The 24,535-nt window shown below is 71.0% G+C and carries 19 protein-coding genes and 1 tRNA gene; 7 read left to right on the plus strand and 13 right to left on the minus strand.

Going from position 1 to position 24,535, the window contains the following annotated elements; translation table 11 throughout:
• Positions 1 to 26: 26 nt before the first annotated feature.
• Together EDF53_RS13705 and EDF53_RS13710 are read right to left on the minus strand one after the other, a co-directional pair.
• Positions 27 to 1,598, minus strand: coding sequence for an ABC transporter permease (locus tag EDF53_RS13705; RefSeq protein ID WP_123294076.1), 1,572 nt, complete (start codon positions 1,596 to 1,598; stop codon positions 27 to 29).
• Positions 1,574 to 2,914 carry an ABC transporter ATP-binding protein gene (locus tag EDF53_RS13710; protein ID WP_260215713.1) on the minus strand — a complete coding sequence of 447 codons (1,341 nt, stop codon included), beginning with the start codon at positions 2,912 to 2,914 and terminating at the stop codon, positions 1,574 to 1,576. Before EDF53_RS13710 ends, EDF53_RS13705 begins: the two co-directional genes overlap by 25 nt.
• 298 nt (positions 2,915 to 3,212) lie before the next feature.
• On the opposite strand from EDF53_RS13710, the gene EDF53_RS13715 reads away from it, so the two are divergent.
• From EDF53_RS13715 to EDF53_RS13730, 4 genes are all read left to right on the plus strand, one after another.
• Positions 3,213 to 3,908 carry an NTP transferase domain-containing protein gene (locus EDF53_RS13715; RefSeq protein WP_111085011.1) on the plus strand — a complete coding sequence of 232 codons (696 nt, stop codon included), beginning with the start codon at positions 3,213 to 3,215 and terminating at the stop codon, positions 3,906 to 3,908.
• Between the two features lie 44 nt (positions 3,909 to 3,952).
• Complete coding sequence (locus tag EDF53_RS13720) at positions 3,953 to 4,777, plus strand: ABC transporter permease (RefSeq protein ID WP_395873643.1); 825 nt, start codon at positions 3,953 to 3,955, stop codon at positions 4,775 to 4,777.
• On the plus strand, positions 4,777 to 5,547 hold the full coding sequence (locus tag EDF53_RS13725; RefSeq protein ID WP_111085010.1) for an ABC transporter ATP-binding protein: 771 nt from the start codon (positions 4,777 to 4,779) through the stop codon (positions 5,545 to 5,547). Before EDF53_RS13720 ends, EDF53_RS13725 begins: the two co-directional genes overlap by 1 nt.
• Positions 5,548 to 5,663: 116 nt before the next feature.
• Positions 5,664 to 5,966: a hypothetical protein gene (locus tag EDF53_RS13730; protein ID WP_111085009.1), complete on the plus strand. Its 303-nt coding sequence runs from the start codon at positions 5,664 to 5,666 to the stop codon at positions 5,964 to 5,966.
• 17 nt (positions 5,967 to 5,983) lie between these two features.
• Here the strand turns inward: EDF53_RS13730 and EDF53_RS13735 are convergent, their stop codons facing one another.
• From EDF53_RS13735 to EDF53_RS19695, 5 genes are all read right to left on the minus strand, one after another.
• Complete coding sequence (locus EDF53_RS13735; RefSeq protein ID WP_123294077.1) at positions 5,984 to 7,216, minus strand: CDP-glycerol glycerophosphotransferase family protein; 1,233 nt, start codon at positions 7,214 to 7,216, stop codon at positions 5,984 to 5,986.
• Positions 7,217 to 7,270: 54 nt separating this feature from the next.
• Complete coding sequence (locus tag EDF53_RS13740; protein ID WP_260215773.1) at positions 7,271 to 8,179, minus strand: glycosyltransferase family 2 protein; 909 nt, start codon at positions 8,177 to 8,179, stop codon at positions 7,271 to 7,273.
• Positions 8,180 to 8,397: 218 nt separating this feature from the next.
• Positions 8,398 to 9,219 carry a CDP-alcohol phosphatidyltransferase family protein gene (locus tag EDF53_RS13745; protein WP_123294078.1) on the minus strand — a complete coding sequence of 274 codons (822 nt, stop codon included), beginning with the start codon at positions 9,217 to 9,219 and terminating at the stop codon, positions 8,398 to 8,400.
• 4 nt (positions 9,220 to 9,223) lie between these two features.
• Positions 9,224 to 10,267: a glycosyltransferase family 2 protein gene (locus EDF53_RS13750; protein WP_123294079.1), complete on the minus strand. Its 1,044-nt coding sequence runs from the start codon at positions 10,265 to 10,267 to the stop codon at positions 9,224 to 9,226.
• Between the two features lie 183 nt (positions 10,268 to 10,450).
• On the minus strand, positions 10,451 to 12,502 hold the full coding sequence (locus tag EDF53_RS19695) for a S1C family serine protease (RefSeq protein WP_260215716.1): 2,052 nt from the start codon (positions 12,500 to 12,502) through the stop codon (positions 10,451 to 10,453).
• A 191-nt stretch (positions 12,503 to 12,693) separates the two neighbouring features.
• Here EDF53_RS19695 and EDF53_RS13760 point away from each other — a divergent pair, with 191 nt between their 5' ends.
• Positions 12,694 to 13,896, plus strand: coding sequence for an aminotransferase class I/II-fold pyridoxal phosphate-dependent enzyme (locus EDF53_RS13760; protein WP_123294080.1), 1,203 nt, complete (start codon positions 12,694 to 12,696; stop codon positions 13,894 to 13,896).
• Between the two features lie 54 nt (positions 13,897 to 13,950).
• Here the strand turns inward: EDF53_RS13760 and EDF53_RS13765 are convergent, their stop codons facing one another.
• The 4 genes from EDF53_RS13765 to EDF53_RS13780 all read right to left on the minus strand — a co-directional run bounded on the left by EDF53_RS13765 (position 13,951) and on the right by EDF53_RS13780 (position 19,335).
• The gene (locus EDF53_RS13765) at positions 13,951 to 14,850 is read right to left on the minus strand and encodes a carbon-nitrogen hydrolase family protein (RefSeq protein ID WP_123294081.1); all 900 of its coding nucleotides are present in this window, start codon (positions 14,848 to 14,850) and stop codon (positions 13,951 to 13,953) included.
• 100 nt (positions 14,851 to 14,950) lie between these two features.
• A tRNA-Met gene (locus EDF53_RS13770) sits at positions 14,951 to 15,027 on the minus strand.
• Between the two features lie 63 nt (positions 15,028 to 15,090).
• Positions 15,091 to 18,060: a UPF0182 family protein gene (locus EDF53_RS13775; protein WP_185021046.1), complete on the minus strand. Its 2,970-nt coding sequence runs from the start codon at positions 18,058 to 18,060 to the stop codon at positions 15,091 to 15,093.
• A gap of 165 nt (positions 18,061 to 18,225) precedes the next feature.
• A complete protein-coding gene (locus tag EDF53_RS13780; RefSeq protein ID WP_260215719.1) occupies positions 18,226 to 19,335 on the minus strand; it encodes a PDZ domain-containing protein in 1,110 nt (369 codons plus the stop codon).
• A 152-nt stretch (positions 19,336 to 19,487) separates the two neighbouring features.
• Between EDF53_RS13780 and EDF53_RS13785 the strand changes: the two genes are divergently transcribed.
• Together EDF53_RS13785 and EDF53_RS13790 are read left to right on the plus strand one after the other, a co-directional pair.
• Positions 19,488 to 20,909 carry a zinc-dependent metalloprotease gene (locus EDF53_RS13785; RefSeq protein WP_123294083.1) on the plus strand — a complete coding sequence of 474 codons (1,422 nt, stop codon included), beginning with the start codon at positions 19,488 to 19,490 and terminating at the stop codon, positions 20,907 to 20,909.
• Between the two features lie 75 nt (positions 20,910 to 20,984).
• A complete protein-coding gene (locus tag EDF53_RS13790) occupies positions 20,985 to 21,842 on the plus strand; it encodes a TOMM precursor leader peptide-binding protein (protein WP_123294084.1) in 858 nt (285 codons plus the stop codon).
• Here EDF53_RS13790 and EDF53_RS13795 read toward each other — a convergent pair.
• Together EDF53_RS13795 and nudC are read right to left on the minus strand one after the other, a co-directional pair.
• Positions 21,733 to 23,538, minus strand: a complete 1,806-nt coding sequence (locus tag EDF53_RS13795) for an ATP-dependent helicase (protein ID WP_260215722.1) — start codon at positions 23,536 to 23,538, stop codon at positions 21,733 to 21,735. The two genes, EDF53_RS13790 and EDF53_RS13795, sit on opposite strands and share 110 nt — an antisense overlap.
• Positions 23,535 to 24,470 (minus strand): NAD(+) diphosphatase, encoded by a 936-nt coding sequence (nudC, locus tag EDF53_RS13800; protein ID WP_123294086.1) that lies wholly within the window; start codon positions 24,468 to 24,470, stop codon positions 23,535 to 23,537. The genes EDF53_RS13795 and nudC overlap by 4 nt, the downstream gene beginning before the upstream one ends.
• Positions 24,471 to 24,535 lie beyond the last annotated feature (65 nt).

A 24,535-nucleotide genomic window follows, 5' to 3' on the forward strand; every position in this document is an offset into this window, starting at 1 on the left:
GCGCACCTTGCGCTCGTTCCGGAACGCTAGTTGCGCTGCGCCGCTGCCAGCAGGTCCGGGCCGCGCCGGTCGAACAGCCGCCCGCCCGCGAAGATCCCGATGACGAGCACGACCACGCCGATCCCGATGCCCACCGCGAGCGTCAGCATCGACCACGGCTCAGCGCCTCGGACGAAGGCCAGCACCGCGAGCCACGCCGCCGGGACGGTGCAGACCACGATGCCGATCACCATCATCGACTGCGCGACCGTCGCCGTCACACCCGCGGCCTGCGGCTGCTGGAACGGGTGGTCCCCCGGCCGCACGGTCGGGTAGGGCAGCAGCACGGACACGACGCTCGACAGCCCGAGTCCGGACAGCAGGGCGCTGGCGCTCACGCCGATCAGCAGCGGGAACACCGTCCAGTCGTCGAACAACCAGGCGGACACCGCCGAGCCGGCCACGATCGCCGGCGCACCGACGACGAGCACAGGGACGACACGGCCGAGACGGTCGCTCCACCCGGGAGCCCCGGAGGCGACGTGCAACCACACCGCGGTGTTGTCGTACGAGACGTCGTTGTGCGGCAGGAACCCGGCGATCAGCGCCATGAGCGGCAACGGCACGAGCGCGGTCCAGTGCCACGGCACCCCGGCGACCCCGAGCGGGATGACGACGAGCGGGACGAACAGGATGATCAGGTACGAGGTGCGGTACCGCGGGTCGCGCACCCAGTAGGTCAGGGCGCGGGCGGCGACGGCGGCGACCGGTGTCGAGCCGAGCCGGTCGAACCAGCCGAGCCCCTGGTAGCGCCGGGTCCGGGTGCGACCGTCGACGGTGTCGAGCGCCCGACCGACGAGCGCCCACCACGCCCAGGTGAGCAGGGCGACGACGGCGATCGCGACGAGCAGCTTGAGGAACCCGGTGCCGACGTGGCCGCTGGCGACCTCGGCGGGCACGGCCCAGGCGGCACCCCACGGTGTCCACCCCGCGACGTCCGCGACGCGTTGCATCTCGGCGCCCTCGGGGTCGAGCCAGTCGACGCGCAGCAGCAGCGAGACCGCCGGGATCGCGAGCACGATGATCACGAGCGCGACGAGCCACCCGGCGTCGCGGGACCGGTGCGGACCGATCAGCCGCGAGCCGACGGTGCAGCACACGCGGACCAGGAGCGCGCAGGTGGCGATCGCGAGCAGGCCGCCGATCACCGCGAGCACACCGGTCCCGGCGTCACGCGCCCAGGCGATCGACTGGGCGACGGCCACGACGACGACCCCGATCACCGGGATACCGATCAGCCCGGCGACGACGAGGCCGATCGCGAGCCCGCGACGGCCGATGCCGAACACCGCGAAGCGCCGCGGGTCGAGCTGGTCGCTCCGTCCGACGACGAGCGGGACGACGGTGAACGCGAACGCGATGAGCGTGCCGACCGGCACGGTGACCGCGCGGGCCGTGTCGGGGTCGGCGGAACGCAGCGCGACCGTCTGCGTCGCGACGAACACGGCGGCGAGGAGCCCGACGAGGCTGCCGAGCACGACGAGCACGGACCGGCGGGCGCTGCCGCGGACCTCGCCCGCGAGCAGGTCGGCCCTCAGCCGGAGAAGCTGTGCAACCATTCCATGCTCTCTGCCACGACGCGGCCGCCCGCGAGTTCGACGAACTTGTCCTCGAGGCTCTTGCGACCGCGCACCTGGGCCATGGTCCCCGAGGCGAGGACCTTGCCGCCGACGATGATGGCGACGGAGTCGCAGGTGCGCTGCACGAGCTCCATGGAGTGGCTGGAGAGCACGACGGTGCCGCCACCGCGCGTGTAGCGGCGCAGGATGTCGGTGATGGTCGCGGCGCTCACGGGGTCGACCGACTCGAACGGTTCGTCGAGCACGAGGACCCGCGGCGAGTGGATGAGCGTGGCGGCCAGGGCGATCTTCTTCGCCATGCCCACCGAGTAGTCGGCGACCTGGCGACCGAGCGCCTCGCCGAGCCCGAACGCCTCGGCCAGGTCGGTGCTGCGCTCACGAGCCGTGGCGCCGTCGAGACCGCGCAGGGTTGCCGAGTAGTAGAGCAGCTGCGCACCGGTGAGGCGGTCGAACAGCCGCAGGCGGTCCGGCAGCACGCCGAGGCTGCGCTTGGCGGCCGTGGGGTCGGCCCAGACGTCGTGGTCCAGGACCGTCACGGACCCGGCGTCGGGACGCAGCAGACCGGTGATCATCGACAGGGTGGTCGTCTTGCCGGCGCCGTTCGGGCCGACCACGCCGAAGATCGAGCCCTGGCGGATCTCGAGGTCGACCTCGTCGACGGCGAGGGTCTGCCCGTACCGCTTGACCAGGCCGTCCGCGGCGAGCACGACGGGCTGCAGCTTCTGCGGGGCCTTGGGTGCGGTGGCCCGGGGAGCACGCTTCTTCGCGGCGGGGCTCGTCGCGGCGTCCGTCTCCGGTGCGTCGGCCTCCGGTGCGCCCTGCGCTGCGTGCGCGGTCGCGTCCGTCGCCGACGTCGCGTCGCTCGACGCGGGGCCGGGAGGCACGGTGCCGGTCGTGCCGGCGGCCTTCGCCGGTCGCTTGGTGCGTTGCTTCGTGGGGCGCGCCTTGGCGGGTCGGGCGCCGGTGGTCGTCGTCGGGGCCGCTGCCGCGGCAGGGGCCGCGGGACCGGGCGCTGCGGTACCGGGCGCTGCGTCCGACTGCGGCTCCGTGACCGGATCGGTGTCGGCGGCCGTGGTGTCGGCGGCCGTGGTGTCGTCGGTCATCTCGTCATCAACGGAGGCGTCGCGCGCATCCGGTTCCCCCATGTCGTCGTCGTCGGCGTCGTCCCCCGCCGCGGCGTCCACCCGGTCGGCGGCACGCTCGTCGGCGTCCTGCTCGTCGGTGTCACTCGCTTCGGTCATCCAGGCAGCGTCGGTCGTGGCGTACACGTCCTCGTTCTCTGCTCTGGCGGCCATCGCCCAACCGTACCAACGCTCTCCGGACAGCGGGGAACCGCCCGCTCCAGTGTCACGAAATGAGTACGAAGCGCGGCGGACCTACCCCTTGAGCGGGTGTTTCCGTATCATTCACCAGGGCACGAAGGAGTGTTCACCACTTGGAAACCTGCTCCGGCGGGCTCTCCGACACCGTGCAGCAGCCGGCCCTCGTGGCCCGCGGCGTCCGGTTCTCGGCGAACTCGGACGTTCCGCGAGCAGACTCGACGAGGCCCGCCCGTGCCCCAGGGCGCGCGGGCGGACACCAGAAGGGACCAGCATGACCACGCAGATCGTGATCCTCGCAGCGGGGATGGGCAGCCGGCTCGGCCGCAGCCTGCCGAAGCCGCTCACGGAGCTCAGTGACGGCCGCACCATCATGCAGCAGCAGTTCGACAACATCCGCGCCGCGTTCGGTTCGAGCGCCCGCGTGACGATCGTCGTCGGCTACAAGTCGGAGCACATCGTCGAGGCCTTCCCCGACGCGTCCTTCGTCTACAACGAGTCCTACGACTCCACCAACACCTCCAAGAGCCTGCTGCGCGCCCTCAAGGCGACCGGCAAGAGCGGTGTCCTCTGGATGAACGGCGACGTGGTCTTCGACCCGATGGCACTCGTCCGTGCGGCCGACATGATCGACGAGGACCACTCGTTCGTCAGCGTCAACACCGACAAGGTCTCCGACGAAGAGGTCAAGTACACCGTCGACGCCGAGGGCTTCATCCACAAGCTCTCCAAGCAGGTCGTCGGTGGGCTCGGCGAAGCCGTCGGCATCAACTACGTGTCGGCGAACGACAAGCAGGCCCTCATCCGCCAGCTCGGTCGCGTCGACGACCAGGAGTACTTCGAGGGCGGCATCGAGGCTGCCATCGCCGAGGACGGGCTACGCTGGTCCCCGATCGACATCTCCGACCTGTACGCGGTCGAGATCGACTTCGCCGAGGACCTCGAGCGCGCGAACAACCTGTTCGCCTGAACCTCCGTCAGGACCCCTTCGGCGGTTCCGCCCGAAGGGAAACCGTGACCACAGCGAGCGCGCCGACCGTGCCCGCGGCTGCCGCACCAGCGGCGACCCGGAGCGCCGGTCGGCGCTATCGTCATGCCCTCTGGCTGCTGACCGTCCGCGACCTCCGGGTCCGGTACTCGACGTCGGCGCTCGGGTACGTCTGGTCGATCCTCGACCCGCTCGTGATGTCGGCGATCTACTGGTTCGTCTTCACCCAGGTGTTCCACCGTGGCTCGGTCGGTGAAGACCCGTACATCGTCTTCCTGCTCTCCGCGCTGCTGCCCTGGATGTGGTTCACCGGGGGCGTCTCGGACTCCACCCGGGCGTTCATCAAGGAGTCGAAGCTCATCCGCTCGACGACGATCCCCCGTACCATCTGGGTCGCGCGGATCGACGCGTCGAAGGGCATCGAGTTCCTGCTGAGCCTGCCGGTGCTGGCGGCCTTCGCGATCGCGACGGGTGCGCACCTGCACTGGCAGGTCGTCTTCTTCCCGCTGGCGATCGTGCTGCAGTGCGCGCTGGTGTACGGCCTCGGCCTGATCGTCGCGCCGCTCGTCGTCTTCTTCCGCGACCTCGAGCGCGCGACCAAGCTCGTTCTGCGCTTCCTGTTCTACGCATCGCCGATCATCTACGGCACGCAGGCGCTGCCCGACGCCCTGCGACCCGTCGCCGCGGTCAACCCGCTCACCGGCATCTTCGGGATGTACCGCGCCGCGTTCTTCCCGAGCCAGCTCGACTGGCTCGAGGTCGGGGCGTCGGTGGTCATCACGGGCATCGTCCTGGTCATCGGCTTCGCGGTGTTCCGACGCAGCGAGCACCGCGTGCTGAAGGAGCTGTGATGACCGCCACCGACCAGACCCGACGCACCGAGACCGTCGCGCCGGTGATCTCCGTGCGCGACGCCGGCATCTGCTTCAAGCGCAACCGACGGGCGAGCCGCAACTTCAAGGACCTCTTCGCCGGACGCGGCCGCCGCAAGCGTGCCGACGAGTTCTGGGCGCTCCGCAACGTGTCGTTCGACGTCCGTCCGGGCGAGGCGATCGGCGTCGTCGGTCGGAACGGTCAGGGCAAGTCCACGCTCCTGAAGCTCGTGGCGCAGGTGATGCTGCCGGACGAGGGCCGGATCGACGTCGGGGCCGGCGTCGCGCCGCTCATCGAGATCACCGGTGGGTTCGTCGGCGACCTGTCCGTCCGCGACAACGTCTACCTGACCGCCGGCCTGCACGGCATGTCGCGCGCCGAGATCCGTGCCGCCTTCGACGAGATCATCGACTTCGCCGAGATCGCGGACTTCGTCGACACCCCGTACAAGCACCTGTCGAGCGGCATGAAGGTGCGCATCGCGTTCGCGGTGATCTCGCGGCTCGACGAGCCCGTCATCCTGGTGGACGAGGTCCTCGCCGTCGGCGACAAGGCCTTCCGCGAGAAGTGCTACAAGCGGATCGAGGAGCTCCTGGCCGGCGGTCGGACGCTCTTCTTCGTGTCCCACAGCGACAAGGACCTGCGCCGCTTCTGCGACCGCGGTCTGTACCTCGACAAGGGCCGGCTGCAGCTCGACGGCACCATCGAGGAAGCGCTGGCGCAGTACTCCGCCGACTACGGCGTCTGACCGGTCGGGTACTCCCCCTCCACAACCAGGGCACCACGGTGCCCCCTCCACAGCAACGGGTTCCCGGGTGCTGCGCCGGGGCCCCACCGTCGGACCCTCCCCCTAGCGTTCCCCCCATGCACCACCCAGCACCCGCGTACGCCGTCCCGTTCACCATCGACCGCTCGCAGGCTCCGCGCCGGTACGACCTCGTCAACACCGGGGACGAACCGGTCGACGGCCTGACCCTCACCCACCTCGGCAACGGCTACAGCCCGCCGCTGGCGGTGCACCGGCTCGAACCGGGTCGACGTCTGTCCGTCGCCGTGTTCGGCGCGGATCCGCAGGACACCGGCGTCGTGATCGTCCGCTGGCGCCGTCCGGACCGCTCCGAGTACGTGTGGCGGATGTCACTGGTCGGTCAGGGGTTGCACCCGTGACCGTGTCCGGACGGGGCTCAGCGTTCGCCGCGCTCGGCAGCGACGGTGTGCCAGCGCTCCAGCAGCCACTCGACGGCAGCGTGGAACCGGGCCGTCGCGGCACCGGGCGTGGTGTCGCCGAAGTAGCGCGCCACCCACTGCTGCAGCTTGGCGAGCTCGGCGGCGTCCCCCACGGCGGCGTCGATCCGAGCGAGCACCGACGGCGCGTCGGCCGCGGTCAGCCAGTTGGCGTCGCTCAGGTAGCCGCGTTCGTCCACATCGGCCTCCGGCGACACCGGGCGGGTCACGATCAGGGGCTTCCCGACCGCCAGGCGGTCGTAGATCATCGCGCTGATGTCGGTGATCGCCACGTCTGCGTCGGCCAGCTGCCAGCCGAGCTCGCCGCCCTCGTCGTGGACGTGGTGCGCGGTGGGGTCGGCCGCGTTCGCCGCCGTGATCGCCGCGACGATCCGCTCGTGTGCCGTTCGGTACGCCGGGTCGAGCACACCGCTCCGCGGGTGCGGGCGGTACACCAGGCGGTGGCGGGGCGACGCGAGCACCTGCTCGGCGATGGTGGTGCCGTGGGACGCGATCGAGCCGTACGCCGCGGCGCCGCGGTCGCCCTCCCACGTCGGTGCGTACAGCACGACGGTCCGGTCGTCGGCGGGGTACGGTGCCGCGCCGGCGAAGTGGTCGGCCTGGGGGCGGCCGATCGCGATGGTCCTGGCGTCGAGGTCGTAGTCCCACAGCGCCTCGGCGAGCCGGCCACGCGCGGCGTCCCCAGCGATCAACGCGTAGTCGTACGCCTTGAACTGGTTCGTCGTCATGTACATCTTGTCGCTCTCGCCGTGGTTGACGAAGACGTGCCACATGCGCCCGTACCGCATCATCTGGAAGTTGCGGGCGTTCTGGTTGACGTACAGCACCACCTTCGGCGCCTGGGTCTCGACGAACTGCTCCAGGTCGACGACCTGACGGGCGTACACGGCAGGGACCGGCGACTCGTCGATGAGCGTGGTCATCGTGCCCGGGCTGCGCGCGATGATCGCGACCGGGTGCGTCTTCGCCAGTTCGGCCAGCGGCGCGTACCACTGGCGCACCTGGTACATGTTCACGGGGCCGTCGGCGAAGTAGACCGCGATCTCGATCGTGCCGGGCGCCGGCGCCGCGACCGACGGCAGGCGACGGGCGAGCTCCCGGCGGCTCCGGCGCGAGGCGAGCAGGCGCTGGGCCAGGCGCACGGCGGTCCGCACGTCACTGGTGATCGGCATGGACTGTCTCCCGTTCTGCGGTGGCGGTGGCGGTGGCGGTGGGGTTCGGGGTGGTCAGACGACGGGCGGGCGCCCGGCGAGCGTCATCCGGGCGACGGTCAGCCAGCTCATCGGTCGGGTCGGTCCGCAGTCGGTGGTCCGTCCTTCGCGGATGCCGACGAACCACGTCGTCAGGCGTCGCGGGTGTCGCCACCAGCGCGCGACCTGGATCGCGGCCCACGAACCGACGTAGAGCGGTCGGAGCGGTGCCGGCAGGTTCCGTCGGGCCAGCCACACCCGGTTGCGGGCGTTCAGGCGGTAGTACTCGGTGTGCCGCGCCGGGTCGATGGCCGGGTGGTGGGCGACCAGGTCGCCGGCGTACCAAGCACGTCGACCGGCGTCCCACACGCGCCACGCGAGTTCGATGCCCTCGTGCGCGTAGAAGTACTCCGCTCCCCAGCCCCCGACGATCCGGTACACGTCCATCGGCAGCACGACGGCGCCCTCCCACACCGAGAACACCGGCGACGAGTGGTCCGGCTCGCCCTTGCGGATGCGCGGGACCCAGCGCCGCGGGTTGGCAGCGCCGGTCGGGTCGACCACGCGGGGCTGGAGCAGTCCGAGCGAGGGGTCGCGTTCGAAGCGGCCGACGGCGTCCTGCAGGAACGTCACCGAGGGGATCGAGGCGTCGTCGTCCAGGAAGAACACGTAGTCCCCGTCGACGACCTCGGCACCGGCGTTGCGGCCGGCCGGGATCCCGAGGTTCTCCGGCAGCGCCAGCGTCCGCACCCCGTCCGGCAGGCCGGTCGGCTCCCAGCCGTTGCCGACGCAGACCACGTCGAGTTCGACGCCCTGCTGCGCGAGCACGCTGTCGAGCCCGCGGCGCAGGTCGTCGGGCCGGGTGCCCTGCGACAGGCTCACGACGGCGACACGGGGTCGCTTCGGGTGCGCGACCGCGTGGCGACGAACGGTGCTCGGGGTCACGGTGCCATCGGTCACCGCGCCGTCGGGCACCGCGGTCGCGAGCACGCTGTCGAGCCCGCGGCGCAGGTCGTCGGGCCGGGTGCCCTGCGACAGGCTCACGACGGCGACACGGGGTCGCTTCGGGTGCGCGACCGCGTGGCGACGAACGGTGCTCGGGGTCACGGTGCCATCGGTCACCGCGCCGTCGGGCACCGCGTCGTGGGGCACCGCGTCGTCGGTCACGCCTTGACCCGCTTGGACGCGATGATCGCCAGGAAGTGTCCGACGGTCGCCAGCACGGCCAGCGGCAGCAGCGCCCCGACCAGGATCCGGCTGGCGAGCGTGTCGCCGATCGCCAGTCCGATGAGCGCGAACAGGAACGCGAGCATGCTCAGCTCGACCGAGTGGTACAGGCGGTGGAACGGCAGGAACCGCGCCAGGCGGCGGAGCGAGGCGAGCTTCCGGCCGGACGGCGCGGTCGAGGCGTCGCGTCGGTCGACGAGCTTGTCGAGCCCCGCGTTCGCCCGGGCGACGTGCACCATGTCGTTGAGGGCCTTGTTCAGCACGATCACCAGGCCGAGTGCGCAGCCGATCGTGGTCCACATCCAGTCGGCGCCGTGGATCGGCCAGGTGGCGGCTCGGATGCCCAGCGCCACCGGGATCAGTCCCTCGGTCGTGTAGTGCCCGACCTTGTCCAGGAACACCCCGGCGGGCGAGCGGGTGCCACGCCACCGTGCGACCTCGCCGTCGCAGCAGTCCACGAGCATCTGCAGCTGTCCGAGCACCAGGGCGAGCGCTGCGCCCCAGATGCCGGGGATGAGCAGGGCCGCGGCGATGCTCCACCCGACCAGGATCATCAGGCCGGTCACCTGGTTGGCGCTGACGCGGGTCTTCAGCAGCACCCAGGTCAGGTACGGCGAGACGTCGCGCAGGTACAGCGACGCCGTCCAGTGCTCGGCGTTGGCGCGGGCGCGGACCTCGTCCGGCTGGGCGACGGCCCGCAGCTCGGCGATCGACGTCGGGCGTGCGGATCCGCGGCCGTGGGTGGCGGGGTCGGTCATGGGGTCACCGTCCGGTGTGGGTGGTCAGCTCGGAGGTACGGGTGAGGAACCCGATGATGAAACCGAGCCCCCATCCCACGTGGATGCAGGGCAGCACCACGAGCAACCAGAGGAAGGTCGCCACCCCGGACCGGCGCGCGACGGCGACCGACCCGAGGACGACGAAGAGCAGGTACACGGCGGGCACGGCGAACCCGAGGAGCGCCCAGGCGACCGGGCTGCCGAGGGCTGCGCCGACGACACCGACGACGCCGGCGAGGATCCCGACGGCCATGGCGGCGACCATCGCGGGCGGCACGAAGTACCGCAGGCCGTTGTTCGCGGGGAACCGACGGGCGAGCTCGCCCCGCCACAACCCGGTGGCGACGAACTGCCGCACCAGGCGCTTCAGGCTCGGCCGCGGGCGGTACGTGACGACCAGCTCGGGCGTGAACCACACCGTGCCGCCGGTCTGGCGCAGGCGTCGGTTGAGTTCCCAGTCCTGGCCGCGCTTGATGCCCTCGTCGAACAGGCCGACCTCGAACAGGCGGTCGCGGCGGAAGACGCCGAGGTACGCGGTCTCGGCGGGGCCGGCGGTCCCGCCGACGTGGTGCGGGGTGCCGCCGAGGCCGACGCGGCTGCCGTACGCCAACGCGACGGCCCGCTCGAACGGGCTGCGGCCCTCGGCGCGCATGATGCCGCCGACGTTGTCCGCTCCGGACTCGAGCAGGGTGCGGACGGCGATGCGCGTGTAGTCCGGTGGCAGCACCGAGTGCGCGTCGACGCGGACCACCACGGGGTGCACCGACGCCGTGATCGCGACGTTCAGGCCGGCCGGCGTGGACCCGACCGGGTTGTCGATCGCCCGGATGCGCGGGTCGGCCGCGCTCATCTCGGCCACGAGTTCGTTCGTGCCGTCGATCGAGGGGCCGAGCGCGAGGATGACCTCGAACACGCCGGTGTAGTCCTGGTCGAGCAGGCTGGCGACCGCAGCGCGGACCTCGGTGACCTCGTTGAGCACGGGCATCACGTACGAGACGCCCGGCAGGGGCTGTCCGTCTGTCTGCATGCGTACCTCGGGGTGCTGGCTGGGTGCACGGGACGCACCGGGGCGGTGCCGCCCCGCAGAGCGACCATGAGCCTATCAAGACCCGAACCCGGAACCTGCGGGGCGCCCGCGACGTGACCCGCAGACGGACGGGAGGCCCGGCGCACGTCGTGCACCGGGCCTCCCGTCCTGTCCGTGGTGGCGTCAGCCCTTGCTGTCGTACGTGCCCAGGGTCACGTCCGCCTCGCGGGACTGCCCGTTCCGGAGGTAGCTGATCGTCGTCGACGCGCCGCCTGCGAAGTAGCGGACCTGCGCCGTCAGGTCGGTGGCGTCCGAGACGGTCGCCGAACCGATCTTCGTGACGACGTCACCCTTCTGCAGACCGGCCTTCGCCGCCGCACCGCCGGACGAGACCGACTTGATGAGCGCACCCATCTGGGTCGCGCTCGCGTTCTCCGAGGCGTCGCCGACGGTGGCACCGAGCAGGCCGTGCGTGGCCGAGCCCTTGTCCTTGATCTCGTTCGCGACGCGCTTCACCAGGTTCGACGGGATCGAGAAGCCCACGCCGATGCTGCCGGCCGCCGAGTCCGACGACGACGAGCTGCCGGCCGAGGCGATGGCCACGTTGATGCCGATCAGCTTGCCCTTCGCGTCGAGCAGCGCACCACCGGAGTTGCCCGGGTTGATCGACGCGTCGGTCTGGATGACGGGCAGCGAGACCGTGGTGTTCGCGGACGAGCTGCTGCCGTTGTCGCCGTTGCCCCAGAAGTCGAACGGGCCGCTGCCGCCGTTGCCGCCCTCGTTCGAGTCGCCGCCCTCGCTGGGAGCGCTCGACGTGACCTGGATGCTGCGGTTCAGGGTCGAGACGATGCCGTCCGTGACCGTGTTCGACAGGCCCAGGGGCGCACCGATCGCGACCGCGGTGTCACCGACGTTGAGCTTCGTGGAATCGGCGAACTCCATCGGCTTGAGGTCGGTCGCGTCGATCTTGATGACCGCGAGGTCCACCGTCGGGTCGGTGCCGATGAGCTTGCCCTCGTAGATCTTGCCGTTCGAGGTCGTCACGGTGATCGAACCGTTCGAGCTGTCGCCGTCGAGCGTCACCACGTGGGTGTTCGTGACGATGTAGCCGTCCTTGCTCATCACGACGCCCGAACCGGTGCCGGCCTCGTTGCTGGACGACACGTTGATCGTCACGACCGACGGCGTCGCCTGAGCAGCGACCGCGGTGACGACCGTCGCGGAGTCGTAGTCGTTGACCGTGAGGTTGCCGCCCTGCGACGAACCGGAGGACGACGTGACGGTGCCGCCCTGCGACGACCCGGCGAGCCACCCGGCACCGCCGCCGACCAGACCCGCGACGACCAGTCCGGCGATGATCGGCAGGACGAGCTTGCCGCGCCCGGAGCGGGTGGTGGTCGTGGTGGCCGCTGCACCCGCGGTTCCGTCAGCGAAGTAGTGGCCGTTGCGCTGGTTCGCGCCGTCCACGTCGCCGAAGGCGCTCGTGGCGGACTGCGGTGCCTGCGCCGACGCCGTCGCGTACTCCGACGAGGACGCGGGGGCAGCGGCGGAGGCCGGCTGGGCGTACTCGCCGTACCGCGGCTGGTTCGCGGTCGGCTGCTGGCCGTACGGCGGCTGCTGGGCCTGGCCGTGCTGGCCCTGCTGGCCGTACTGCGACTGCTGACCGTACTGGGACTGCTGGTTCGGCTGGTTCTGGCCGTACTGGGACTGCTGGCTCTGGCCGTACTGGGACTGCTCGCCCTGGCCGTACTGCGACTGCTGGCCGTACGGGCTCTGCTGGGCCTGGCCGTACTGCGGCTGCTGGTTCTGCCCGTACTGGCTCTGCTGGGCCTGCCCGTACTGGCTCTGCTGGTCGGCGGCGGGCTGCTGGCCGTACTGGGACGCCTGCCCGTACGGGGAGGTCTGCTGGCCGTACCCGGCCGGCTGCTGGCCGGCATCGCGCTGCTGGTCGCCCGAGAGCGTCGGGTACGGGGCCGTGTAGCGGTCCGTGGGGTGGTCGGTCGCCGACGGGATCACGTCGGTGTGGTCGGCGCTCGTGGCGTCGTCGGACCGCTCGGCGTTCTTGGACTGCTCGGCGTCGTTGGGCTGCTCGGCGTCGTTGAACTGCTCGGAGTCGTTCGGCATCGACGTGTTCCCCTTCGTGGCCGCTGCGGCGGCGTCCTCACTGGCGGCAGGCGATGCCGCATCGTCCGGACGGCGGTCGTCGCCCTGCCCGTTGGGCGTGGTGTCGGTCATGCTGGACGTGCTCCTTTCAAGCTCGTGCAGTCTGTCGCAACCACCTGAGCGGTGCTTCTGGCGACGCTGGAAGCATCCTCTGCCGATCTTATGCGTGGGCTGTGGGTCCGTCCCCGGATCGCCGTCGGACGGCCAGCTAGGTTGGGGTCCGTTCAGCGCGACACGTCGTCGCCGTCACCGGAGGGAACCACATGCGGCAGGCAGGACCCTGGTTGCGAGCAGCCGAGGGAGCGATGCTCCTGGGACCCGACGGCGTCCCCGCGCCCACCGTCTTCGCCGAGATGAGCGCCCTCGCCGCGAGCACCGGCGCGATCAACCTCGGGCAGGGCTTCCCCGACCAGGACGGCCCCGCCGAGGTGCTCGAAGCCGCGGTCCGCGCCATCCGGGACGGCGTCAACCAGTACCCGCCCGGACGCGGGACGGTCGACCTCCGCACCGCCGTGGCCGAACACCAGCAGCGGTGGTACGGCCTCGAGGTCGATCCTGACCGGCAGGTCCTGGTCACCGCCGGCGCCACCGAAGCCCTCGCCGCGACGCTCCTCGCCCTGGTCGAACCGGGCGACGAGGTCATCACGTTCGAACCGTTCTACGACGCCTACGGTGCGCTCGTCCGGCTCGCGGGCGGCACCCACGTCACCGTGCCCCTCACCGCTCCGGACTTCCTGCCGGACGAGGACACGCTGCGCGCCGCGTTCACCGACCGCACCCGCGTCGTGCTCGTCAACACGCCGCACAACCCGACCGGCCGGGTCCTGCCCGACGAGGTCCTGCGCACGATCGTGGAACTCGCGACGCGGTACGACGCCCTCATCGTCACCGACGAGGTCTACGAGCACCTGACGTTCACCGTCCCGCACACGCCGATCGCGACACTGCCCGGAGCCGCCGAGCGGACGGTCTCGATCTCGAGCGCCGGCAAGACCTTCAGCACCACCGGTTGGAAGATCGGTTGGCTCACCGCTCCCCCGACGCTCGTCGACGCGATCACGACGGTGAAGCAGTACCTGACCTTCGTCAACGGCGCACCGTTCCAGCCGGCCGTCGCCGTCGGACTGCGGTTGCCGGATGCCGTCTTCACCGGGATCGCCGCCGAACTCGCCGCCAAGCACGAACTGCTCGCCTCGGGGCTCCGGTCAGCGGGCTTCGACGTCATGCGGCCGGACGGCGGGTACTTCGTGATCGCCGACACCGCGCCGCTCGGGTACGACGACGCACGGGCCTTCTGCCTCGAGCTGCCCGCCCTGGCCGGGGTCGTCGGCGTGCCGGTGTCGGCCTTCGTCCGGCCGGAGCACGCCGCGGGCTACCGGTCCCTCGTGCGCTTCGCGTTCTGCAAGCGGCGTTCCGTCCTCGAGGACGCCGCCGGCCGCCTGGCACGCCTCCACGCGCCGTCCTGAGCCCGATCCCGCCACCGGCGCAGTCGCGACCACGGATCGGACGGGACCTGCCGGTCAGGGGCGAGCCGTGCCTCCAGGCCGGGCGCGCAGCGCGACGTCGTACCGGCGGAGTGCCAGCGACGGGTTGACCTGCCGGACCGCCTCGGTCACAGCGGTGTCGACGGTCGCGACGAGCTTGCCGGGCGCAGAGCCGGCCGACGCCACGGCGACACCGGAGGGGTCGAGCACCACCGAGGCGCCGATGCCGATCGGCGGCGTCTGGCCGACACCGACGACCCAGACGGTGTTCTCGATCGCCCGCGCGGTGAGCAGGGTCCGCCAGTGGTGTTCCTTGCCGGGGCCACGCACCCACTCGGCCGGCAGCACGACGACGTCGGCCGCACCGTGCTCGGGCGCTGCCAGCCGGCGGGTGACCTCGGGGAAACGCAGGTCGTAACAGGTCTCGAGCCCGATCCGGAGGCCTTCGAACTCGAAGACCGGCAGCTGCTCCGGGTCGCCGGACTCGATGCGGTCGGACTCCCGCGACCCGAAGGCGTCGTAGAGGTGCACCTTCCGGTAGGTCGCCGCGAGCTCGCCGGTGGGGAGCACTGCCACCAGGGTGTTGCGGAAGCGCGTGGGTTCGTCCGCGGTCGCTGCGTCGGTCGTCGCTGTTTCCGTCGACTCGGCGTCGGTCGTCTCGGCGTCGGTCGTCTCGGCGATCCCGACGATCAGTGCGACACCGGTGTCGCGGGCGATGTCGCGCAGCCCTGACACGAAGGGGCCGTCGAGCGGCTGCGCTGCGGCGACGAACCGGTCGTCGATGTCGGCGGTGAAGTACGACGAGTACTCCGGCGTGACGAGCAGCGCCGCTCCCCGCGCCGCTGCGTCGACCGCCGCGGTCCGGACGGTCTCGAGGTTGGCCACCGGGTCGTCCACGGGAGCGAACTGCGCGGCGGCGATCGTGAGGGTGCCCATCCGCCGAGCGTACCGGCGCACTGCGGAGCGTTCCGGCGTGGAGGATCCCGGGAACGAGGAAAGCCCCGGTCCTTTCGGACCGGGGCTTTCGTGTGACGCTTGGTTGCGGGGGCAGGATTTGAACCTACGACCTCTGGGTTATGAGCCCAGCGAGCTACCGAACTGCTCCACCCCGCGGCACATTGAATAGCCTACACACGGTCGTGGCGGGGCACAAATCGTGTGCCCCGCCACGGCGTGTCAGCTGCCGTCTTCGGCTGCGGTCGCGGCCTCGATCGCCTCTTGCAGGCGCTTGTCGGCCTCGGCTGCAGCGACCAGGTCGTTGTCGGCGTAGGCCTGCTGACGGTCCTGCAGGGCGTCGTTCGCGTCGGACAGCGCCTGCTGCAGTGCGTCGTTGTCCGTGGTGCCCGAACCGGTCGAGCCACCGGTCGACCCGGAGCCCGAGTCGGAACCGGAGTCGGACGAGCCCGACCCGGACGAACCGGAGTCGCTCCCCGAACCACTGGCATCGGAGTCTCCGGCAGCAGCACCCGAGTCACCGCCGAACAGCGAGTTGAGTGCCTCGTCGAGGGTGTCCTCGAACGCGATCTTGTCGCCGAACGCGACGAGCACCTTCTGCAGCAGCGGGTACGAACCGCTCGACGTCGACTGCACGTACACGGGCTGCACGTACAGGAAGCCGCCGCCGACCGGAAGGGTGAGCAGGTTGCCCTGCTTCACCGTCGAGTTGCCGCGCTTCAGGATGTTCAGCTCCTGCGACACCGTGGTGTCCGAGTTGAACAGGTTCTGCACCTGCGCCGGGCCCGGGATGTTGTCGGTCTTCGGCATCGTCAACAACGTGAGCTTGCCGTAGCCCGACGCCTTCTTGCCCTTGCCTGCACCTCCCGCGTCGGAGTCGGCGGCCAGGTAGCCGGTCAGCACGTTGCGGTTGTTCGCGCCGGCGGACTGCTGGGGGATGTAGGTCGTGTACAGGTTGTACGCGGTCTCCTGCCCCGGCACCTTCATCGTCAGGTAGTACGGATCCTGCAGGTTCGCCTTGCTCGCGGTCGTCGTCGTCTGCGCGCCCAGGGCGTTCGTGGTCGTCGACGTGTCGGCGGCGCTCGCATCCGTGTCGGTCGACCCCGTGGTCGTGGGCTCCTGTGGTGTGTTCCATGCGTCGTCACCCGAGTAGAACGAGTTCGCGTTCGTGACGTGGTAGGTGCCGAGGATCGACCGCTGCACCTTGAACAGGTCCGTCGGGTAGCGGACGTGGTCCAGCAGCTCGGCGCTCATGCTCGACACCGACTTGACCGACGTCGGGAAGATCTTCTCCCACGTCTTCAGCACCGGGTCCTTGGTGTCCCACGCGTAGAGGGTCACCTTGCCCGTGTAGGCGTCGACCGTGGCCTTCACCGAGTTGCGGATGTAGTTGACCTGGTCGGTGCGGTACGCCGAGGACTCCGAACCGGCGATGCTGTCCGACAGGCTCTGGCTCTGCGAGTACGGGTAGGCATCGCTCGTCGTGTAGCCGTCGACGACCCACTGGATGCGGTGGTCGACGATCGCCGGGTAGGCGTCACTGTCGACCGTCAGGTACGGCGCGACCTTCTGGACACGCGTGATCGGGTCGCGGTCGTAGAGGATCTGCGAGTCCTTGTTGACCGCGTCCGACAGCAGGACCTGCTCCGACTGGAACTTCGCCGCGTAGACGAGTCGGTTGAAGAAGTTGCCCACACTCGGTCCGCCGTCGCCGGAGTACGTCGTGGTGGCGTTGCCGCCGTTGTCGTCGTCGGATCCGGACGGGTAGTCGAGCTCGACGTCCTTCGAACCCTTCGGCGCGCCGACGATCGAGTACGCCGGCGAGGTCTCGCCGAAGTACACGCGCTGCTGGAAGTCACCCAGCGCACCGTTCGAGGGGATGCCCGACTCGAGGAAGACCGGCTTGCCGTCGCTCGCGCGCTGGTTGCCGAAGGCCGCGGTCACGCCGTAGCCGTGGGTGTACACGAACGCCCGGTTGTACTGGGTGTTCGCGGCCGAGCTCAGGCCGTCGAGGTCGATGTCGCGCACCGCGATGACGGTGTCCTCGGTCTCGCCCTTGACGTCGTACCGGTCGACGTCGAGCTCGTCCGGGAACTGGTAGTACTGCCGGTACTGCTGCAGCTGGCTGAAGGTGTCGGAGACGATCTTCGGGTCGATCAGGCGGATGTTCGCCGTCGTCTGGGCGTCCTGCGCGAGGGCGCCGGAGCTGGCCTCGGTCGTGGCGTCGTAGTTCTGTTCCTTGACGTCGGAGACACCGTAGGCGTCCCGCGTGGCCTTGATGTTCCGCTCGATGTACGCGGACTCGTAGGTACGCTCCGAGGGCTTGACCTGCAGGCGCTGGACGATCCAGGGGTAGATGCCCCCGATGACGATCGCGGCGACGAGCAGCAGGCCGGTGCCGACGATCGAGATGCGCCAGCGGCCGATCACCGCGGTGACGATGAACAGGATCGCGACGATCGCCGCGATGCCCGCCATGATCTCGCGACCCGGGATGACCGCGTTGACCTCGGTGTACTGCGCACCGGTGATGAGCGAGTTCGACTTGGTGAGCGCCGCGTACTGGTCGAGCCACAGGCTGACGGCCTGCAGCGCGATGTAGAGCGCAGCGGTGACGGCGAGCTGGATGCGCGCTGCTCGGGAGATCCGGACTTCACGTCCCCCGAAGCGCAGCGCGCCGTACAGGTAGCAGGCGGCGAGGGCGGCGAGCCCCGCGATCAGCACCACGGCCGACGAGTACGCCACGATCGAGCGCCAGAACGGCAGCTCGAAGACGTAGAAGCCGATGTCCATGCCGAACTGCGGGTCCGTCTTGCCGAACGGGGTCCGGTTGAAGTACTCGAGCACCATGCTCCAGCGCCCCGAGGTCGACAGCCCGGCGAAGATGCCGAGCACCACCGGGATGCCGATCATGACGGCGCGGCGCAGCGGTTCGATGACCTGCTGGTACCGGTCCAGCTGCGAGTTGAGCTTCGCGTAGACCGGGCGGTACCGGAAGGCCAGTCCGATGCTCAGGAATACCGGGATCGCCATTCCCAGGAAGCCCGCGAGGAACATCAGGGTCCCTGCGATCCACCGCGTCGTGAGGACCTGCTGGAACCCGAGCTGCGCGAACCACGCGTAGTCGGTGTACAGGCTGGCGAAGATGAAGAAGCCGATCACCAGTGCGGCCAGCACGATGATCGTGACCACGATCGGGACCCGCGGCGAACGCCGCCCCGAGGTGGACGAGGTTGTCGTCACTTGATGTGCTCCAGACGTGTCGGACCGGCGGGCCCGGCTCGCGGCGGGCCGTCAGTGCACTGATCCTATTGGACCGGGCGGACTGTGAAACTGTGCGAGGACTCAGGAACCCGGTCAGGAACCGCAGCGGACGAGCTTCGCGGTGCTCTTCCCGTCGGCGATGGTCTGCAGGTCGGTGACGGCCTGGTCGAGCGTCGACACCTTGTAGACGTCGAGCCCGTCCGGCACGTGCCCGACGACCTCGCCGCAGTTGTCGGCCGGGGCGAGGAACACCGTCGCCCCCGCTTCCCGCGCTCCGTAGAGCTTCTGCCGGATGCCGCCGATGGCTCCGACCTCGCCGTCGGCGGTGATCGTGCCCGTCCCCGCGACGTGCTTGCCGCCGTTGAGCTTGCCGGGTGTGATCTCGTCGATGATCCCGAGCGCGAACATCATGCCGGCCGAGGGGCCACCGACGTCCTGCAGCTTGATCGAGACGTCGAACGGGAAGTCGTACTTCTCCGTGACGCCGACGCCCAGGAGCGCGGTGCCCTGCTCGTCGCGCGGGGTCACCCGGACGTCCTTCGTCGCACCGTCGCGCTCGATGGTGACGGTGGCCGGGGTCGACGTGCCGTGCTTCGCGACGAGCTCCCGCAGCGAGGTGGCGTCGGCGTTCGTCGTGAGCGAGGTGCCGTCGAAGGCCGTGATGACGTCGCCCTTCTCGATCGGGCCGTCGGCAGCCGAGCCGGGCTGCACGGTACCGACCTCGAGTTCGGTCGGCAGGTCGTTCCCCTGCTGGATCAGTGCTGCGGCCACTGCGGACTGCTGCGACGCCTGCATGTCGGCGGAGTCCTGCTGGTTCACCTGCTCGGTCGTGGTGCCGGTCGGGTAGATCGCCTCGACCGGGATCACGGCCTCGGACTTCGTGAAGATCGCCCGGACGACGCTGGTCCACGACGGACGGTTCGTCGCGTCGCCCTGGATGCCGACCGTCAGCATGTCGAGCGCCCCGGCGGTGGGGTAGGTCTCGTGCCCGGAGACCTGGATCAGCTTGACGTCCTTCGCGTCCTTGCCCGTCCCCTGCTTCTGGGTCCCGATGGTGTTGTAGACCGGTCCGGGGACCTCGATGAGGTACGGGCTCGGCAGCACGCTCGCCAGGATCCCCAGCACGACGGCACCGATCACGAACGCCCACCCGACGGTCCTGGCACGCGAACGACGACGGGGCGCGGGGGTGAAGAGGGTCACGCGGGGTCCTTCCAGGGGCGGTCGCCGGGCCTGACGGCGGGGCGGTCGTCCGCGCCGTGCGGCGGGACTGTTCGCCCTCGGCGCAGCGGTTCGGGCGTTCCCACGGGGGCATCCCAGGTGCGGCCCCGTGAGCAGCGATTAGCGTAGTCGGCATGCCTGATGAACCACAGCCGGGGCCGGACGACGACTTCCAGGAGATGCTGCGCAAGCTGCTCTCGGGCGAGGGCCAGATCGACCCGTCGCAGCTCGCCGGTGCGGCCGGCCTGCCGAACGACCCGGCCTTCGTCGCGAACCTGATGAGCCAGCTGCAGCGTGCCGCGCAGTCCGGCGGTGACGGCATCGACTTCTCCGCGACCGCCGAGCGCGCCACCGCGATCGCCCGCGAGGGCGGCCACGCCGTCGACCCGGTGGCCTCGCAGGCGGCCGACCAGGCGTTCCAGGTCGCCGCCCTCTGGTTGGACGAGGTCACGACCGTGGCCGAGCTCACCGCCACCCCGAGCCTGTACACGCGGGAGCAGTGGGCGAAGGCGACGGTTCCGGTGTGGACCCAGATCGCCGAGCCCGTCGCGTTCAGCATCGCCGATGCACTGACCGAGGCCATCGACCAGCGTGCTCCCGAAGAACTCAAGGCGATGCTCGGTGACGTCTCGAAGGCGATGCGCGGCGTCGGCGGTGCCCTCTTCGCCATCCAGCTCGGCCAGGTCGTCGGCCAGCTGTCGAAGGAGGTCGTGTCCGGCGGCGACGTGGGTGTCCCGCTGCTGGACGAGCAGGTCGCAGCACTCCTGCCGCAGAACGTGGCCGAGTTCGCCGAGGGACTCGACGTCTCCGAGGACGAGGTCCGCATCTACCTGGCGGTCCGCGAACTCGCGCACGCACGGCTCTTCCGCTCGGCGCGGTGGCTGCGACTGCACATCATCTCGTCGATCACGGACTACGCACGGGGCATCCACATCCCCTTCGACCGCGTCGAGGAGCTCGCCGCGGACATCGACCCGACCAACCAGGAGCAGCTGCGGGACGCGCTCGCCTCCGGTGCGCTCATCCCGCCGCGCACGCCCGAGCAGGACGCTGCGCTGGCACGGCTGGAGACCATGCTCGCGCTCGTCGAGGGCTGGGTCGACACGGTCACCGCCGCCGCCACCGTCCGGCTGCCGAAGAGCGGCGCCATCGCCGAGATGGTCCGCCGTCGCCGGGCAGCCGGAGGACCCGCCGAGTCCGCGTTCGCGACGCTCGTCGGCCTCGAACTGCGACCCCGCCGTCTGCGCGAGGCCGCCGCGATGTGGCAGCGGGTGACGGACGAGCTCGGTGCCGAGCAGCGTGACGCACTCTGGTCGCACTTCGACCTCGTCCCCACGTCCGACGACGTCGACGCACCGGACGCCCTGGTCGCCCGTCTGCGGAACCCCGCGCAGACCGAGGAGGACGACGCGTTCGACAAGGCGCTCGAGGACCTGCTCAACGACGCCACCGGCGCCCGTCCGCACGAGGACGAGTCCGGCCGCATCGACGACGGCGCCCCGGGCACCGACGAGACAGGCACCGACGAGGACCGCCCCGGCGACCAGCCCCGCTGAGTCCGGCACCGTCGAGTTCTCCACAGATCCACCACCCGGCCCCACGCGTGCCCCCGACTCGGGCACCGTGGGGTCATGGGCATCCGCATCGATCCGACACTCGAGTTCGTCTGGCGCGACCCGACGACGGTGCAGCTCGGGGTCGATCCGCCTCGTGCCGTCGTCGACGTCCCGACCACGGGCGAGGAACGGTTCCTCAGTGCCCTGCGGCGTGAGACGGGGCGCGAAGCGCTGAGTGGCCTCGCCGTCACCTCGGGCTGCCCACCGGACGTCGCCGCGCGCGTGCTCGGTGCGGCGTCCCCCGCGGTGATCGACGTCCTGCCCGAACCGCTCGAACGGGTCGAGGTGCACGGGGCCGGCGGGTTGGCGGACACGATCGCGGCCCACCTGTCCGGTGAGGGCGTGACCGTCGCGCGGACATCGTCCCCGCGGGGCGGCCCGGTCGAGCTGCCGGAGCACGAACCCCGGCTCGCCGTGGTGGTCGCCGACCACGTCGTCGACCCCGCGCTCCGCGCAGCCTGGACCCGCAGGGGCGTGCCGCACCTGGCTGTGGTGGTGGGCGACGGCCGCATCCGCCTCGGGCCGTTCGTGGTCCCGGGGGCCGGCCCGTGCCTCCAGTGCGCGGAGTTCGCACGCGTGGACGACGACCCGGCGTGGCCCGCGATCGCGTCGCAGCTGTGGGGACGACCACCGGCGCCGCTGTCACCGTGGCGGTCCGCCGCGGTGGCCGCGGCCACCACCCGGCTGCTCGTGCAGCGCCTGCCGCTCCGGTCGCAACGTGCCGACCCGGACCAGGTGGTGTTCGACCGCGACGACCTGGCCGTCAGCCGGTGGTCGGTGCCGCCCCATCCGCGGTGCGCGTGCCGAGCACTGCCAGGAACCGACTCGGAGCGCGGGCTCCCCCACGCGTGGAACCCTGTCTCGACCACGTGATCGTCACGGTCCGCCGGGCGCGGGTCAGGCCGACGTAGAACAGGCGACGTTCCTCGTCCACCTCGGTGTCGGTGGTGGCGTGCGAGATCGGCAGGAGGCCCTCGGCGGCACCGGCGATGACCACGTTCGGCCACTCGAGTCCCTTGGACGAGTGCAGGGTCGCCAGGGTCACGGCGTCGACCTCGGGCTCGTGGTGGGTCGCGGCACGGTCCACCAGGTCCTGGGTGAACTGCTGCATGGTCGTGCCGGCGGGGGCGTCCTCGGCCAGGCCCATGATCGCCTGCAGCGCTTCCCACTGCTCGCGGACGGCGCCGGTGCCCTCGGGGGCGGTCGACGTCCACCCACTGACCTGCAGCACGAGGCGGACACGGCGGGTCAGTTCGTCGTCGGTCTGCCGGATCGCCTCGCCGCGCATGTGGTGCACCGCGAGCTTGACCTCGGGCCGGTTGAAGAAGCGCGTACCGCCCTGCACCCGGTAGGGGATGCCGTTGCGGCCGAGCGCGGACTCGAGGGCCGCGGACTGGGCGCCGACGCGGAACAGCACCGCGCAGTCGCCGTACGACGCTCCGCCGGCGACGAGTTCCGCGATCCGTCGGGCGATGGTCTGCGCCTCGTCGCCGTCGTGCACGCACGGCACAACGACGGGGTCGGGACCGGACTCTTCCGTCTGGGCGACCAGGTCGAGCGCGCCCGGTTGCCCGCGCATCAGGGCGTTGGCGGCGTGCACGACCTCGCGGGTGGAGCGGTAGTTCCGCTCGAGTCGCACGACCGAGCCGCGGGGGAACTCCGAGCCGAAGCCGAGCAGGTAGTCGCTCGACGCACCGGCGAACGAGTAGATCGTCTGGCTGGCGTCGCCGACGACGCACAGGTCGTCGCGGCCGCCGAGCCAGGCCCGCAGCAGGTCGTGCTGCACGGGCGAGACGTCCTGGTACTCGTCGACCACGAAGAACCGGTACTGCTGCCGCACGTAGGACGCCACCCGCGGCTCCGACTCGACCATGCCGAGCGTGGCGAGCAGGACGTCCTCGAAGTCGAGCTGTCGGCGGTCGTCCTTCAGGCGCTCGTAGGCCTTCATCAGGTCGATCACCCGGCGCGGCGAGGTGTCGCGCGGCATCACCCTTTCGGCGGCGGCAGCCTCGTACTCCTCGAGCGAGAGCATCTGCACCTTGCGCCACTCGACCTCGGCGGCCAGGTCGCGCAGCACCGGGGTGTCGACCGACATCCCGACGGTGTCCGCGGCGTGCGCGATCATCCGGCCCTTGGACTCGACGATCTTCGGCGCGTGCCCGCCGACGGTGTCCGGCCAGAAGTAGCTGAGCTGCGCCATCGCCGCAGCGTGGAAGGTGCGCGCCTGCACCGTGCCGGCGCCGAGCGAGCGGAGTCGCGACCGCAGCTCCCCGGCGGCGCGGGTGGTGAACGTCAGCGCGAGGACGTGGTTCGGTGCGTAGGTGCCGGTCGCGACGCCGTAGGCGATGCGGTGGGTGATCGCACGGGTCTTGCCGGTGCCGGCGCCCGCCAGGACCGCGACGGGGCCGAGCAGGGTCCGGGCGACGGTGCGCTGCTCGGTGTCGAGAGCGGCGAGGAGTTCATCGGGCGACGGCGGACGGACCTCGGCCGAACCGGCCGAACCGGCCGAACCGCCTGCACCGCCCGGACCAGCGCCAGCCGGCACCGGCCCACCACCAGCACTGCTCACGGCAGGTCCAGCGGCCCGCCGTACCACTCCTCGATGATGGCGCGGGCGATCGAGGTCCGACCGGGCAGCAGCAGGGTGTCCCCCGCGCGCTCCCGGATGTCCTCGCGCGAGAACCAGCGCACGTCGAGGATCTCGACGCCGTCGGGCCGGGCAGTGGACGGGTCGCCGTCCACTGCGCGGGCACGGAAGCCGACCATCAGCGACGCGGGGAACGGCCACGGCTGCGAGCCGAGGTACTCGGGCTCCTCGACGTGCACGCCGGACTCCTCGAAGACCTCGCGGCGGACGGCGTCCTCGAGCGACTCCCCCGGTTCGACGAACCCGGCGAGCAGCGAGTAGCGGTCGGCGTCCCACGCGGCGTTCGAGCCGAGCAGGATGCGGTCGTCGGCGTCGACGACACCGACGATGATCGCGGCGTCGGTACGCGGGAAGTGCTCGTGTCCTTCAGGGTCGCGGCGCACCCACCCGCCGGTGACGACGTCGGTCGCGGACCCGGTGCGGGGCGAGAAGCCGTGGACGGCGTGCCAGTTCGCCATCGCCACGGCCTCGACCGCCAGGCCCTGGTCGCGCGGGGACAGCTCGGTGCCGAACATGCGCAGGCTCTCCCACGCGTCGTCGGACGGTTCGATGGCCGACGCGGTGGCGTCGTCGACGAGGGCCGCGACGAAGCGGGTGCCGGCGGGGGCGTCGGCAGCGTCGGACACGGCGCGGCCGAGGTACAGCGTCACGGTGCCGTCCGGCACGTCGGCCGCGGTCACGAACCGCAGGGTTCCGTCGGCGTTCCGGAGCATCTCCGAGCCGTGCACCGGCAGGTACCGGGTCGCTGAGTCCTCGCGCAGGACCCGGTCGAGGTCCGACGTCGTGCGGAACTCGGCGTCGCGGTCGAGTTCGTTGCGGGACAGCGGGAGCCGGGAGGCGAACTCGACGGTCACGGCAGAGGGCTCCTCGGTTCAGGTGCAGGCGAGGCCTGCGGGCGGGGCGTGCGGCAAGGCGTACT

The sequence above is a fragment of the Curtobacterium sp. PhB78 genome (genome assembly GCF_003751685.1).
In the GTDB taxonomy this organism is placed as follows: domain Bacteria; phylum Actinomycetota; class Actinomycetes; order Actinomycetales; family Microbacteriaceae; genus Curtobacterium.